General features: G+C 59.2%; 11 protein-coding genes. 6 read left to right on the top strand and 5 right to left on the bottom strand.

Features of this window, described 5'->3' with window-relative positions:
• Positions 1-400 precede the first annotated feature (400 nt).
• The 5 genes from ACIQWP_RS16560 (at position 401) to ACIQWP_RS16540 (ending at position 6,616) form a co-directional block, all read left to right on the top strand.
• On the top strand, positions 401-1,093 hold the full coding sequence (locus ACIQWP_RS16560; RefSeq protein ID WP_402789056.1) for an outer membrane protein: 693 nt from the start codon (positions 401-403) through the stop codon (positions 1,091-1,093).
• Between the two features lie 54 nt (positions 1,094-1,147).
• Positions 1,148-2,344 carry a Hint domain-containing protein gene (locus tag ACIQWP_RS16555; protein ID WP_402789054.1) on the top strand — a complete coding sequence of 399 codons (1,197 nt, stop codon included), beginning with the start codon at positions 1,148-1,150 and terminating at the stop codon, positions 2,342-2,344.
• Between the two features lie 159 nt (positions 2,345-2,503).
• On the top strand, positions 2,504-4,822 hold the full coding sequence (locus ACIQWP_RS16550) for a glycosyltransferase family 4 protein (RefSeq protein WP_402789052.1): 2,319 nt from the start codon (positions 2,504-2,506) through the stop codon (positions 4,820-4,822).
• Positions 4,800-5,777 (top strand): hypothetical protein, encoded by a 978-nt coding sequence (locus ACIQWP_RS16545; protein ID WP_402789050.1) that lies wholly within the window; start codon positions 4,800-4,802, stop codon positions 5,775-5,777. Before ACIQWP_RS16550 ends, ACIQWP_RS16545 begins: the two co-directional genes overlap by 23 nt.
• Complete coding sequence (locus tag ACIQWP_RS16540) at positions 5,774-6,616, top strand: tetratricopeptide repeat protein (protein ID WP_402789048.1); 843 nt, start codon at positions 5,774-5,776, stop codon at positions 6,614-6,616. Before ACIQWP_RS16545 ends, ACIQWP_RS16540 begins: the two co-directional genes overlap by 4 nt.
• Before the next feature lie 44 nt (positions 6,617-6,660).
• Here the strand turns inward: ACIQWP_RS16540 and ACIQWP_RS16535 are convergent, their stop codons facing one another.
• Positions 6,661-7,872 (bottom strand): capsule biosynthesis protein, encoded by a 1,212-nt coding sequence (locus ACIQWP_RS16535; protein ID WP_402789046.1) that lies wholly within the window; start codon positions 7,870-7,872, stop codon positions 6,661-6,663.
• A gap of 164 nt (positions 7,873-8,036) precedes the next feature.
• Between ACIQWP_RS16535 and ACIQWP_RS16530 the strand changes: the two genes are divergently transcribed.
• Positions 8,037-8,846 carry an ABC transporter permease gene (locus ACIQWP_RS16530; protein ID WP_402789044.1) on the top strand — a complete coding sequence of 270 codons (810 nt, stop codon included), beginning with the start codon at positions 8,037-8,039 and terminating at the stop codon, positions 8,844-8,846.
• A 16-nt stretch (positions 8,847-8,862) separates the two neighbouring features.
• Here ACIQWP_RS16530 and ACIQWP_RS16525 read toward each other — a convergent pair whose 3' ends face one another.
• From ACIQWP_RS16525 to ACIQWP_RS16510, 4 genes are all read right to left on the bottom strand, one after another.
• A complete protein-coding gene (locus ACIQWP_RS16525; protein ID WP_402789042.1) occupies positions 8,863-9,957 on the bottom strand; it encodes a DUF6270 domain-containing protein in 1,095 nt (364 codons plus the stop codon).
• Positions 9,958-10,037: 80 nt separating this feature from the next.
• Entirely contained in the window at positions 10,038-11,093 is a 1,056-nt protein-coding gene (locus tag ACIQWP_RS16520) for an FkbM family methyltransferase (RefSeq protein WP_402789040.1), read from the bottom strand.
• A 71-nt stretch (positions 11,094-11,164) separates the two neighbouring features.
• Entirely contained in the window at positions 11,165-12,532 is a 1,368-nt protein-coding gene (locus ACIQWP_RS16515; RefSeq protein WP_402789038.1) for a glycosyltransferase, read from the bottom strand.
• Positions 12,529-14,649, bottom strand: coding sequence for a capsular polysaccharide biosynthesis protein (locus ACIQWP_RS16510; protein WP_402789036.1), 2,121 nt, complete (start codon positions 14,647-14,649; stop codon positions 12,529-12,531). Before ACIQWP_RS16510 ends, ACIQWP_RS16515 begins: the two co-directional genes overlap by 4 nt.
• Positions 14,650-14,795 lie beyond the last annotated feature (146 nt).

The following is a 14,795-nucleotide window of genomic DNA, read 5'->3' as shown; positions in this document are numbered from 1 at the left end:
AGAACGGCGGTTTGCCTGTCTATATCGAAAGCGACATGGCGTATCTGATTGCGTCACTCGGAAGATCTTGCGGCTGGCGGCCTTCTATGACGCCGGGACAGTGCGATGGCCGCTTCGCATATATTCCACATCCCAGGCACGCGGCGATCTCGCGTCGTTCCATTCCAGTGTGAATTTTCTATAGACGTGAGTTACGCGCTTTCCAAGGTTTTCAAAGTATAGAATCAGTATGTTCTCAATACATATTGCGACAGGATTATACAAATAAAGCTTATATTCTCGAAATATTTATTAGAGATTGCGTATTTACAGCCTTAATCGCGTCTATATTATGGCTCCAACGTGAACTTTCACAAGTTACATGTTGAATCTCGTGAATTTCTTCGAGGAGAGCTTTCGAATGCGCAAGTTTTTGGGATCTAGCGTTTTCCTGACGGCAGTGGTGGCGGCAAGCGTGGGGTATGCGGCAGACCTGTCAGTCTCGACTCCGCCGCAAGCTCCGGTGGAAACGGCACCGGTGTTTTCGTGGACAGGTTTTTACGTCGGTGTGAACGCAGGCTACGGCTTCGGTGGCAACGATGAAGTCGGCTTCCATTCCCGCGGGGACTATCTGGGGAGATTCGGGAAGCTTGAGGGGTCCGGCTTTCTCGGAGGTGCCCAGGTCGGCTACAACTATCAGTTCGACCCCAACTGGGTGGTCGGCCTCGAAGCTGATTTCCAAGGTGCTGACATCAGCGACTCCTTTACAAACGGCATAGCGAGCGCCTCTTCGAAGATCGACTGGTACGGCACCGTCCGTCCCCGCATCGGTTATGCCTATGACAATACCTTGTTCTATGGCACCGGCGGTTTCGCTTATGGCCACGTCAAGTACGAAGGCGGATTCGGCGCCGCCGGTTTCGACGACGACAAGACCAAGGCCGGCTGGACAGTAGGCGCTGGTATCGAACACGCCTTCAGCGATCATGTGACGGCGAAACTCGAATATCAGTATGTCGATTTCGGCAGCAGCACCGTGGGTGGGGACACGCTGAACTCCAAAGCCAGCCTCGACTTCCATGCCATTCGGGTGGGTCTGAACTACAAGTTCTGACAACAACGTTTGCCTTGAAAAACAACGTGTTAATCTAATGGAGAGGATAATAACATGGCTTTGATTGGCATCAATCTCGTTAATAACGGCACGACCACGATCAATAGCAGCAACGCTGGCACATCGGCAGATACGATCCAGCTCAATCTGGTTTCCAACGGTACGGTTATTGTCGATGGCGTGAACGTCAATATCAGCAATCTGGTTGGCACAGGTGCAATCTCAAGCACGACGATCGACGCCGTCAACGGCGCGAACGTCACGATCAACGCCAGCCTTGCAAATATCGCAGCTGGTTCGACCTATACCTATGGGATCGGCGCGGGGTCGAGCATCACGGTCGATGCTAGCACGCTCAACATCGGCCTGTTGAACGGCGTCACCGTCGATTTCGCCAGTGCCAACGGAACCGGCCTGTTTGTCTACAATCCCGGTGGCATCAACTTGAACCTGTCGACGCCGCCGAATGTTCTCAATGTCCAGAGCGGCGACAGAATCGAAGTGGCTGGCTCGACCAGCGTGAGCCAGGTAGGTAACACCGTAACCTTTACCGGTCCCGGACTGCTGGGACTGCCAACCACCTTGGGTTCCTACACCATTCCGGCAGGCGTGACCTACAGCTTCGATGCAGCCACGAACACGCTCACATTCACGAGCTGCTTCCTGCGCGGCACACTCATCCGGACACCGGAAGGCGATATCCCGGTCGAGGATTTGCGGGTCGGCGATCTCGTGGTCACCCATAACGGCGTGGCGGACATCAAATGGGTCGGTCGGCGCCGGATCGATCCGAAGTCGATCGACAGGCCGCGTGACACGCTGCCGGTCCGAATTCAGGCGGGCGCAATTGCCGAGAATGTTCCTTCCCGCGATCTCTATGTCTCTCCCGACCACTGCATGTTCCTGGAGGAGTCGCTGATTCCGGCCAAGTTCCTCATCAACGGAACGACAATTACCCAGGAAGCGACGCTGGTGCCATTCGAATATTATCACATCGAGCTGGAACAGCATTCCATCATCCTGGCCGAGGGGTCGCAGACCGAGACCTATCTCGACCTCGGCGGGCGCATGTCTTTCCTTGAACCAGGTGTCCTGCGGTTCGGTTCTTTCGCAAACGCGGCAACACGCACCTGGAACGACTGGTGCTATCCGCCGGTCTATGCGGGCAAGGTGCTCGAACAGGCCCGTGCATCGCTTGAAAGGCGCGCGGAGGAAATGGGCTATTTCGTGCGGGAAGCCGAGGCATCCTGACATAGGTGCCAAGCATCCAGTACGGGCGGCGACGGCCGCCCGTACTGAAACCGACGTTAGTGCGAGACTGCGTTTTTGTTATCCGATTGATGATACGGCTGCGAGTTCGCGCGCTTCGCTAACGCCCATTTGTCTGTCCCCGGTGCCTGGGAGCCATGAATGCGCCATGACGATGCTGCTTCGCCTTACGCACTCGATGCGGGTCGCGTCGACGAGCGATCCCTGATCGAGAAGTTTGCCGGCAAGTCAGTTTTCTTCGACGGCGTGTTCAAAGGCGACTACAGCCTGGCGATCGTCAATCGCCACCTTGCGCAGGCGCTGATCGATCTGGGCATCAATCTCACCTGTCATACGGCCGAGGACGACTGGCAAGGCGATGCAAACCTCGCGGCAGCCACGAATATCATGCGCCACATGCGCGATGACTATCCATTCAACGAGACATTCGACGTCCATCTGCGGAACACCTGGCCGCCGGTGACCCACGATATGGTCGGCCGCCAGAACGCCTATGTGGCGTTTGCCTGGGAGGAGCTCGAATTCCCGCAATATCTGGTGGATCGTTTCAATTGCGATCTTGACCTTGTCACGGTGATTTCCAACTTCGTCCATGACAGTTTCGAGCGTTCCGGGATTGCGATACCGGTCGAAGTCACCGGAAACGGCTGCGATCATCTCGCGGCTATCGCTGATGATGTGCCGAACCCGCTGCCCGAGAGCGGACGCCGGCGCATTCTGCATGTGTCGTCCTGTTTTCCGCGCAAGGGTGTCGATGTCCTGATCGATGCATTCCTGCGCAGCTTCCGCGCGGATGATCAGGTCGAACTGGTCATCAAGACTTTCCCGAATCCGAACAACATCCTGGCGTCGGTTCTTGCCGAAAGGCGCGGCAGGCTCACCGATGCACCCCCCATCACCGTCATCGACCAGCACTATGATCCAGGCAGGCTCCGGGCGCTCTATCGTTCGGCGGCGATGCTGGTGGCGCCAAGCAGGGGCGAAGGTTTCGGCTTGCCGTTGGCGGAAGCGATGCTGCTCGACGTTCCGGTCGTCACCACCAACTACAGCGGTCAGCTCGATTTCTGCCGCCCCAGCACGGCCTGGCTGGTCGATTGCCACATGTCGGCATCACAGGCGCATGTGGCGGGTTCCCATAGCCTGTGGGCGGAGCCCTCGGTGGAGCACCTGGGAATGCAGATGCGCGCGGTGCTCGATCGCCCCGAAGAGGCCCGCAGCCGAACAGAGAAGGCCAAATCATTGCTGAAAGCGCATTTCAGCTGGCGGTCCGTTGCCATCCGCACGCTCTCAGCCCTTGCCAAGTCTGTTCCCGCAGCCGCCGAAACGCGGCGGGATTGGACGATCGATCTCATTTCCTCCTGGCAGCAACAATGCGGCATCGCCACCTATTCGCAGCATCTTTATGGCACGCCCGCATTCGAAGGCAGGGTCGATCACATCTTTGCACGGCGGATCATGGACGACGCATTGCCGGAAGCGCCTTCAGACGCGATCGAGACCATACCACGCAGCATGTCGCGGCTGTGGGGCTATGATCTCGCTTCGCTCAAGCGCCTGGCCGGGCGGCTTGAGCAGGGACGTGGCGACGTTCTGTGGATGCAACACCATCCGGGGCATTTTTCAACACCGGACATGGAGCTGCTGGTCCAGCCCATTGCCGCTACCGGTCACCGGTTGCGCGTGCTGACCATGCATAGCGTGAAAGAGGCGCTGCGCGGCGGGACACTGGACTGGACCCGAGCGTTCGACATGGTCTTCGTCCATTCGGCAGAGGACGCCGCGGCACTTTCGGCGGCCGGGCATCCGAACCCGATCGTCATGCCGCATGGTGTTCTCTCCACGCCGGAAGATGCTCCGGCTCCCGACCCCTCGCATTTTACCATCGGCTCCTTTGGGTTCCTGATGCCTCACAAGAATATCGACCGCCTCGTATTGGCCTTCGCGGAAGCATTGAACTACGAGCCGGGACTTCGCCTCAAGCTGTTCAACTGCATGGTCCCGAACGATGAATCGCGGGCAACGCGCGCCACGATCGAAAATCTGATCGAATATCTGGGTATCTCCGACAAGGTTACGGCGCGTTTCGATTTCATTTCCGAAGGAGAGTTGCGTCGCGAATTGATGACCTGCGATCTGCTGTCGTTCCTCTATGGCCATTCGACCGAAACGGCGACCGGCGCGGCGCGCATCGCAATGAGCGTGAACCGTCCGCTGCTGTGCTCTCGCTCGCCGGTCCTGCGCGATCTCTGGCCGATCAGCCATGTCGTCAAGAGCACCGAGATCGAGTGCATCGCGGAGGCGCTCCTCAGCCTTGCGCAAACCCCCCCTTTGCTGTCGATGTTCGATCGGGATCGCAGCCAGGCGGCACATTGGTATTCCTATCCGCGCACTGCCGCGCGGCATGTCACAGCCATCGAAAAGATGTTGGGGGGCAATATTGACCATCGCCGAGTTGCATAGACAACCCTTGAGCGTCCTGCCGAAAGACGTGTTCTCCCTGCCGGCGGAATCCTTCGTCGATGCCTGGGCGAAGGCATTGGATCTGACGGAAGTCGATCTGACCGCGGACGATCGTCTTTCGCTTGCGAATGCCATTCGCGGCGGCACCAATCGCCTGCGCGTGGTTGATGCGCTGAAGGCCCGTCGTCCCGTCCCGTCGTCGCTGAGCGGCCTTTCCGGTGTGCATGCGCTGCGCCGGGAACCGGACCAATTCGCCATGGTGGAGAATTTCGTCCGTTTCGCACGGGAGGATGATGCAGCGTTCCTGCGTTATGCCTTCTCGCGGATTTGCGGACGCGATCCGACATCGGCCGAGCGTTTGGGGCTCGAGTTCGATCTCAGGCGCGGCGTTCTTACGCGAACCGCCGTCGTGAAGCGGATCGTCGCCATCGCACGCCGGGATGGACAGACCGCCTATTGGGATACGCTGTTGCCCGAAAATGACGGCGAAGGGCGGGAAGCTGCCGATCTCTCCAATGCAAACATTACGCCGTCCGGGTTGCTGGTCAATTCTGACGGCGAGGCGGTGGTTGTTTTCGTGCGCGAGGTAGAGGGCGTCGGCTGGATGATCGGTCCCGAACTGTTACGCCAGCCGTTGCAGATCAACGACGGCAATTGGAGCGTGCAGTCGGGCTGGCTGCTCACAGGCCCGAAGCGTACTTTCGCGGACGGCGACTGGCTGTTGGACATCGACCTCATCCAGCCACAGACGGCAAAGCTCGATATCGAGATCGTCGCCAATTCCGGTCTCGATTTTCTGCAGGCCATAACCCTGGCCGGTTCGTTCTCGGGAACTGTATGCGTCGCCGTCAAGCGGGAGCATCGCTTCATCGAATTGCGCGTTCGCATTCACGAGCGCGCGCTCGAAGATTGCTGGCTGCGCCCGCGAAACATTTCCATGCGGCGCGTGCCATGAGACGCGAGCTGCGATTTGCATCGACGCTTCTGCGCGTCGGCCACGCGAACGGGGCAGGCGAGGCTCGGGCGCCGGTCAACGTGCTGGCGGAGGCGGATGCCGCGCGTGATCGGCGTGACTGGGCAACGGCCGCCTTCCATTATCGGCAGGCGGTGGAACAATATCCCGCACGAATATCCTTGCTCGTGCAGCTCGGCCATGCTTGCAAGGAGAACGGTGATTTCGAGGCCGCGCTGGAGGCTTATCGGCACTTCCTCGAGGAAGAACCCGACGATATCGACATTCACCTGCAGCTCGGCCACCTCTACAACAGGATGAATGAGCCGGAAGCCGCGCTTCAATGGTACGAGCGCGCTCACGCGCTTGCGCCTGGTGATGTCGATATAGCCGGCCATCTGGAGTCGGCGCGCCTTCGGTTTTCGCGCGTGGATGTAGAACGCAAGCGTCAAAGCGCCATGGAATTGGTCCAATCGAGGCGCTGGCCTCAGGCGCGCGCCTTACTGCGCGATCTGGTGGACACGGATGGCGAAATCGACCTGATTGCCGTCTATGCGAATGTGACGAAGGAAGCCGGCGATTTCGATGAAGCATTGCAGCTCTATGATGTCTATCGCAGACATGCGCAGAACCTCGATGCGGCGTCGGTCATCGACGTCGAGATCCAGACGGCGCATCTGTACAAGGCCATGCGGGATATCGAGGCGGCCTTAAGATATTACATTCGTGCGCGCGACGCGGAGTTCAGCCTCTATGGTCATGTGACTCCGGATTCGACTGCCGGCCGGGAAATCCGCGCCTGCATGGCGGAGATCTATACCTGCTTCTGGCATCCCGAATGATGTCGAGATCGTCATCCTGAGCGTCGTAAATGGCAGCTACGACGTCAGCCGTCCTCATGATCTCTGATGGCGGTGAGCATCAGCCAGCCCAGTAGATAGGCAAGGCTCAAGGACAGGAAGACGACCAGAATATTCTTCAGTGCATAGGGCATCGCCGCCTCGTCGGGCATCTGCGGCGGAACGACCAATTCGAGATAGAGCTGCTGACGTCGAGCGTCGGCCCTGGCGGCCTCCAGTGCATCGAGGGCTGCGACGAGCGCCTTGTTGGCAAACTCCCGCATGAGAACGAGGCTCTCGTAATCCGCAATCCTGGGTGCGACCGATGTGTCGGACCCGACCATCTTGGTCCGTTCACTCTCGATCTGTTGCTCCAGCGCTGCGATCTGGCTCGTCAGAAACGGGATGGAGTTGCTGTCCGGCGCGGTCTTGCGCGTCTCGGCGAGGCGCGCCCGCGTGGTGGCGAGAGAGGCCGTCAGATTGCTGATGAGGTCGATCATCGACATGGAACTGGTATTCGGATCGATCATCAGTTCCTTGTTTCTGAAGTTTGTTATGTTTCTCTGCGCGTCGATGACCCGCTGCTGCGCCTCCTGCACTTCGTTATCGGCAAAGCGAACCGCATCGCCACGGGCACGGTTGTTGAGCCGGTCGAGAAGATCGCCGCCGAGGGCCAGCAAGGAGGTATTCAGATCCGCGGCGTCCTGTGCGTGAAAAGCAGTCGTCCGCAGCACGGTGATGCCCGTCGTGTCGTTGTGGATGACGGAGACGCGATCGGAATAATAATTGTAGAGTTCTTCCTCGCTGTTGTTTTCCCAGAAGCGCGGAAAGCGCATAAGCCGGTCCGCCTGTGGGCTGCCGAAAATCGCGCGTACGGGAAGTTTGCCGCCAAGCTCCTTCAATGCCTGTCTCGAGCGGATGTATTCCTGTACGGAGAATGTGTCGTCCTGTGAGCGCGTTATTCCGCTATTCTGCAGCAGAGAGCCGAAGACGTTGGAGGATGGCGGGGCGGCCATGCGCACGACGAAGGACGATTCCGACACATAGATCGGGGCAGCGATCAGGCCGTAATAGGCGCTGACGGCAAGGGTAGGCGCAACAACTGCCAGCAGGTAAACGCCTAGACGGCTGGAACGCTTGCGGCGCTTTCGGGCCTTCGCAGGTCCGGCAATCGATCTTGCTATCATCTGGCGCAAGGGCCGCGGGCGCTGCTCGGCATCGAGTTTCTTGTTTTGAGTCTCGGAGTTTATCAGAGCCATGACCGTACCTTTTCGGATGATCGCCTGTCGTTACAGATCTGCGTGCGGACGTCACGGACGGTAATTGTCCAAATCCGGCGCAATGAAGATTGAGCGGCTGACCTTCGCCAGTATCGTTGACCTACCGTCTGATGGAGATGGGGCAGCGACCAGGAGGACATCGGGTGCATCAGGTATCGGCAACCACGCGCGGGGGCTTGCAGTTCATTACCGGATTGAAGATCCAGGGACGCGTCCTCGGTGCGCTGATCATGCGCGAAATGCTCATCCGCTACGGTCGAGAAAACATCGGCTTTCTCTGGCTTGCGCTGGAACCGATGATTCTGACCGCGGGTGTGATGGTCATGTGGGTGTTGCTGGGTCATGAAGCGCACGGATTGACGGTCGCGGCCTTCGTTCTGAGCGGCTACATGCCTTTGACGCTCTGGCGCCATATAAGCGGGCACGCCGTCTCGTGCCTGCGCCAGAATCTGCCCTTGATGTACCATCGACAGATCCGGCTTGCCGATGCGTTGATCGCGCGCGCGCTTCTGGAGACCGCCGGCACGACTGCTGCTCTCGTCGTCGTCTACACAGCCGCACGTCTGGCGGGCGTCATACCGGCCTATCAGAATCTCGGCCTGCTGCTGGCGGGCTGGCTGTTCATGGCGTGGTTCTCTTTTGCGGTAGGGCTTATCTTTGCCGCCGGTTCGGAACGGTTCGAGTTCGTCGAGAAGCTGGTTCCGCCATTTCACTATCTCACATTGCCGATCGGCGGCATGTTCTTCATGGTGGCCTGGCTGCCCAGCGGCCCCCAGAAGCTGGCGCTCTATGTCCCCACCGTTCATTGCTACGAGCTTTTTCGCGCCGGCGTCTTCGGCGATACGGTGCAAACCTTCTATGACGTCGACTACCTCGTGAAGTGCTGCCTGTTCACTACAGCGGTCGGTCTCTTCCTGATCGACAAGGTACGCAATCACATCAAGTTCGAATGAGGCCGCGACTGCCACGCTAATGTTCGGCATAATCCGGCACCTGGTTCTGGAATTCGTGGGAGCGTAGCAGCGTTTCGCGCAACTCCTTTCGATTGGGCAGCGCATAGTGACTGAGAAACGTCTCGGCGGATTCCGGCTCACGCCCGAGAATCCAGCGAAAGGCTGCAACGACATCGTGCGAATCGATGGGATCGCCAAAATGGTTGTGGGCCGGACTGCTGATTTTTGCGAAGAGGTAGGGCAGCGCGCCGTGCAGAATATCGAGGCTGAACCGGTGGAGGTTCGGGCTCGACAATGCCGTCTTGGTGAAGGCATCCATGAGACCGGAATAATTGGTGAGAGTGGAAACCGTGTCGCTCGAACGCGGCAATCCCTCGAAGCCGCCATTCGCATGAAAGCGCGCCGCTATCTCCTTCCAGATTTCCACGGAATAGTGCATCGGCGCAGGTCCATAGAGTGCGGTGTCGTCGGAATAGAGGCCTGACTGAGGCGTCAGTATCCGACTGTTTTCGATGCGCTCCCGGCAGAAATCGATGAGAATACGGGACATCGGATAGCGCATCTGCCAACGGCAGAAGTCGATCATGTAGGTGTTGCCGTCGATAAGCGTGCCGCGGTAGTCGGCGGTGGGCGGCGTGTCGAGCAGTATGATCTTTGTATCCGGCAGGTTTGCATTCACGAAGTCACAGAACCTCTGCGTTGCCGCGATGACCAGCGTCCAGAAATCGCGGCTGCCGAACGGGATGACCTTGAAGATGTCGAAGGCCTGGCGCTGCAAATCGGGCCCGGCTTCCAGCAGTTCGTAGGGAACGGTAAGCAAGGTGTTCTCGTAGTCCATCAGCGAGGCGCGTGTGGCCCGGCTGAAATCGACCACAAGTGTCGTTGGTGCGGACTTCCTCAAACGATCGCAGAAGCCTTTGCTGGCTTCGAACTGCAGCTTCTTCCGGATGGGTTCGGGCCACTCCTCGATGGCGGTGATGTTGACCCGCCTGTCATTCATGAAGCTGGCGACGTTGATGCCATAGCAGAAGAAAACGATCCTGCTGTCCGCAAATGCGTACCGAACGAACTCCTCGCTAGGGCACGAGCCGTAATAGGCGACGCCACTCATGTGATTGCCCTCTTTTGCTCAACAATGTCCTCATTTTCAGTCCCGGTTTAGATCGGACGCCGCAAATCGAGTGCGGCGCGCTAGGCCGCGGTTTCCTTCTGACGCTGCCTTTTGCGCTTGGTTAAAATCGGCGCCAACTCAAGGCGCTGAAGTCGCCGGTTGACGTCTTCCGCGCGATCTTCGTGAACCGCAAATATGTTGGCCACCGTGCCGGCCGCGAAATTCAGGTCGAATTCCTCGGATGTTGCGATTCGCGTCAGCCGGCGCTGGGAACTGGTCCAAATGTTGTAACCGAGATCGGCGAGCTGACGGTGGATTGCGCCTGGGGTCGTTTTGGAGACGACGGAGAGCATGTCGTGATTGATCTCCATCAACAGGGAAGGCTTGTATGTCGCAATGGTTCTTTGCGCACCTTTCAGAAACAGGCCTTCCGCACCCTGGATATCGACCTTCATGACATCGGGTCGCAGATTGCCGATGACGCGATCAAGCGTCTCGACCTTGGTCATACGTCCGACCTTGGCTTCGGCCGCGTTCGTAACCAGTCGCGTTGCGCCGGCATTGACCGTTTCTCCGGCGTCGATGAGTGGTAATTCTCCTGGGGCGTCGGCAAGAGCAAGCTGACGAACGCTCACTCGGTCTTCGAGACCGTTCTCCGCGATCGACCGATTGAACAGGTCCCAGAGCTTCGGCAAAGGCTCGAAGGCGAGAACCTTTCCTCTAAACGGGGAATGATGGGCTGCGACAGAGAGCGAATAATAGCCGACATTGCCACCAACATCGATAAATTGCCCACTATCGGACACGATGGCTTTGACGAGTTCGATGTCGAATTTCTCGTACTCGCCGCTCATGATGCCGAAGGAGATATGGTACTGGCGAAGATCCAGATACAATTTGAAATTGTATGCGGTTTCAAACAGAACGAAAATCGACTTTGGAACGAAATTGTGAAACAGCAATTCGCTATGGCGCTGGTGAAATTCGTAGGAAGTCAGGAAGCGTCTGCGGTGGTCATCCAGCGAAAGGTCGGTGATTTGCAGGAGATGATGGCCGATGACACTGCGCTCATCCTCGTTGATCGGACGGCCGAGAATGAATTTGTAGCAATTCTCGATGTCGTAAAAGCTTGTCACTTCGCTGCTCCCACGTCTTGCTGACCAACCGGATTTGTCTTGTTGCTGTCTTCTGCCTGCATTGCTGTCTCTCACTGCAAGGTTGCCAACGGCGATATTTTCTCTATGCGCCGCGAGGCTCGTTGGGCGGCGTGGCGGCGAGCGGAGAGATCCGCTTCGATCAGCGTCTCCAAATCGTCGAAGTGCATATCCCATCCGCTCGGCCCGCTCGGCTTGGTCCGGCGTTGCGGCGCGGCGGCGATCATGTCGAGCGCGGCTCGCCAGCTCAGCCCGTCCAGGGGGTCGAGGAAAATCGCGGCCTGGCCTGCTGCGGCTTCGCGATGGGCGCTGATGTTGGAGGCGACGACCGGCGTGCCGAGCGCGATCGCCTCGGCGACAGGCATCCCGTACCCTTCGGTGAAGGAGGGGGCGAGCAGGGCCGCGGCTCCGGCGACCAACCGTGCCAGGGCGGCGTCCTCAAGCCCCGGTACTTCAATGACTAGCCCCGGCAGGGCCGGGCATCGCTCCAGCATTGCCAGAATATGACTGTTCTCCCATCCCCTCTTGCCGACGATCACCAGCCGCGGGGCCATCGGCCCGTCGCGTTCGGCCAGATATTGCCACAGGTGCAGCAACAGAATGTGGTTCTTGCGCGGCTCAATCGTCCCGAGTGTCACGAAGTACGGCATATGAGGGCGCGCCACATCGGTTGGCGGAGACAGGAAGCACTGTTCGACGCCTGGCGGCAGCACCGCGATCGAGGGCAGCTTTCTGTCGCTCTCCTGGGCAAAGGTGCGCAAGGCCCGCGCAGTCACCTGCGAATTGCAAAGCACGAGCGATGCGTGTTTGAGTACCGTCTCCATCCTGCGGCGGTGCCGTTCCGGCTCCTCCGGCCTGACGAATTCGGGATGCGATAGCGGAATGAGGTCATGGACGTAGAAGACGCCGTTGCGACCGGTTTCTCCGAGCCAGGAGAAAGCCGATGTCCGTTCCAGCCGGCTGTGCGATACGTGGACGAAGGATGCTCTGTCCGGCAGCATCAGGCCATGGGTGAAGTGATTGGCGACGGCATGGGCGATCTTGCGCAGTTTTTGCGTATGGGCTTCGCCCGCTCTCACCTCAGCCGCCGCCTGCCACCGGATCTTGCCATCGATGGCCGCAAAGATCCGATCGAGAAGAGCGTTCTGCGCGGGCGATATTTCCGTCGCCGTCCAGCGGTTGTTGAGGATTGAGACCAGCCTGTCAGCCCGTTCGGACGGTATGCTGACGGCACTATTATGGCCGGTTTCGACGAACCAGGACGGTTGCGGAAACCCATCGAGATTGACCGGGTTCGCCTGTTTGCGGCGCTCGTTCAGCCAATTCGCATAGTGAAGCTCATAGCGATCGATACCCGTCGGCGTCGGGCAATGTGCTCGTTCCATCAGCCGCGAAATATCCATAACGACGGGTTTCGTCATGATTTTCGCGCCTCGAGCATGTGGATGGCCTGCGCCAGCCAGCGCCGCCGCGACGGATTGAGAGCCATACCCTGACGGGCGCGATAGAGCTCGGCGACGACGTCTTCCGCCTCGCATGGAAGATCGGTGATATTCGACCAGTATCGCGGATAGAGGATAAGTGCGCCGGCAACGAGCGCATCGAGTGTCAGGGTGCGCTTTCGCCGCAACGAGACGACTGCGTCGTGTGTGAGTCCCCAGCCGGCGTAGAAGGGGAGGCCATGACACCATACCGGCTTTTCACGCAGCAGCGCCTCGAACCCGATCTGCGACGTGGCGACGTGAACTTCGTCGACGACGCCAAGGAGATTGTCCAATTCGACATTGCCGATAACGAGATCGGCAGCCTCCGTCGACAGGGTTAAGGGCGGATGGTGACCTGCTGCCTTTGCCAGAAGATCCGGATGCTGCTTGTAGATGATGAATGCCTTCGGTCTCGAGCGCCGGATGGCTTTCAGCAGTTCGTCATCGGAGGGATAACTTGCCATGCCGAAGCGCAGGGAGGCGTCGTTCGGAACCTGCCCCGCCACCAGAACAATGGTGCGGCCGTCGGCCAGGGCGCGATAGTCCGGCGCCGGCTGCGGTGGCAGATTGTATTTGGTAATGCCCATGGAGACGATGGCTTGCCGCAGGCGCTGCGCCCGCTCGAGAAGCGCCTCGTCGAAATTCGTCCTGTTCAGGATCGTTTCAAGCTTGCTTGGGGCGGAAGCATCGAAATAGATGCCTTGCTCATCGAAGCAAAGCGAGGATGGGGGTACAAGCGAACTGCCCAGCCCGGAGGAGCGGATGAAGCCGTCTTCGACCCGGATGATCGGCACTCTCTTGCCCTGCTTCGACAAGATGCCCTCCTCGGGAGGGGCTGCATTCCCCCACAGGACGATCGTGTCGGCGTTCTGGATCTGTAAGGCGGTCGGATTGGTGGCGAATTGGACTTGCGATCGGGGGCTGCTCAGATAGCGGCGCATGACCGTGCGTTTGTGAAGCGAGAAATTGATGCACAAGTAACGGCCGGAGAGCGACAGCGCGCGGCTGCGCCATTCGAGGAGCCGCTCGACAGCCTGCTCCGCCGTGATTGGGCTGCGGGAGACGGGATCGACGTAGCGGGAATACTGAAGGAGTGCTGCGTCGGCAAATTCGTCTATGCTGACATGGCGTCCGCGACGGGACCGCGCCGCTGTTGCCACCGTGCCTTCCGCACGGTCCGCAGTCAGTCCCCAACCCGCATAAGCGGGCATGCCGAAGGTGACGACGGGTATTTCCCGCAGAAGCGCCTCCAGGCCGAATTGGCTTGATACGGTCCAGACTTCGTCAACCAGATCCAAAAGGGAATGCGTCGAGACCGGGCGGTCTAAAAACTGCACGCCCCTTGTCCCGGCGTACGGTTGAAGAAGGCCCTGGGCCCGGCCAGCAACGACCTCGGGTTGGCATCTGACGATGATGTCGGCATTTCGCTCGGCAAGAGCCGCCGCCCACATGCTCGCAAAGGTCCCAGCGTGGGCGCCCGCGCGCTCGACAGCCCGATCTCCCACCATTTCGTCGACAAGCAGGATGCGCTTGCGCCGGCTTCGGCGAAGCGGAATGGCCTCTTCTTGCAGATGATTGTCTTGGGAGAGCCGCTCGCGGACGATCCATCGCCGCAGGTCGCCCGCGCGTTGGATTTCTGCGTCGGAGCGCGCATTTTGAAGCAGAGCCTCCAACCGTGACGGTTGGTGAGCGGAAAAATGAATTCCGAGATCGTCGGCGACGATGGAGATCGGCGACGTTGCGCCGGGAGCAGCCGATTGGAGGAAGCCACCTTCAACCGTCCAGAAGGGCAGGCGGAGCATTCGCGCATAGAGGCGGGCCAAACGGGCAAGCGGGCCATCTCCCCAGCCGACGACGCCATCGGCGGCGCCTATCGCCAATTCGATCGGCTTCAGAGACGCGGAAAAGGCCGGACCGATGAGGGGGAAGTGCTGGCGTGTCGAAAGGAAAGCGAGCAGTCGCGCATTGGTCGGGGGCAACCAGGACGGACGCTCACTTGCCCTTGCGGCAGAAAACGTCATTTCCTGGGGAAAGATCGTCGAATCTATGCGCATAAGGTCCCCCTAAAGATGCCCGCTAGGAGCGATGACCGGTGCTTGAATGCGGCGGCCTGCGTCGTCCGATCGCAACCGGTTGCATGAGCGGAACCGCTTTCGGGGGCGCGAAAAGCGGTTGCAACCGGATGATGTCCTTAAATATT

It is taken from the genome of Rhizobium sp. NPDC090279 (assembly GCF_044769665.1).
In the GTDB taxonomy this organism is placed as follows: domain Bacteria; phylum Pseudomonadota; class Alphaproteobacteria; order Rhizobiales; family Rhizobiaceae; genus Rhizobium.
Note: the sequence above shows the minus strand (reverse complement) of the source record. Positions and strands in the feature narration are given on the sequence as shown.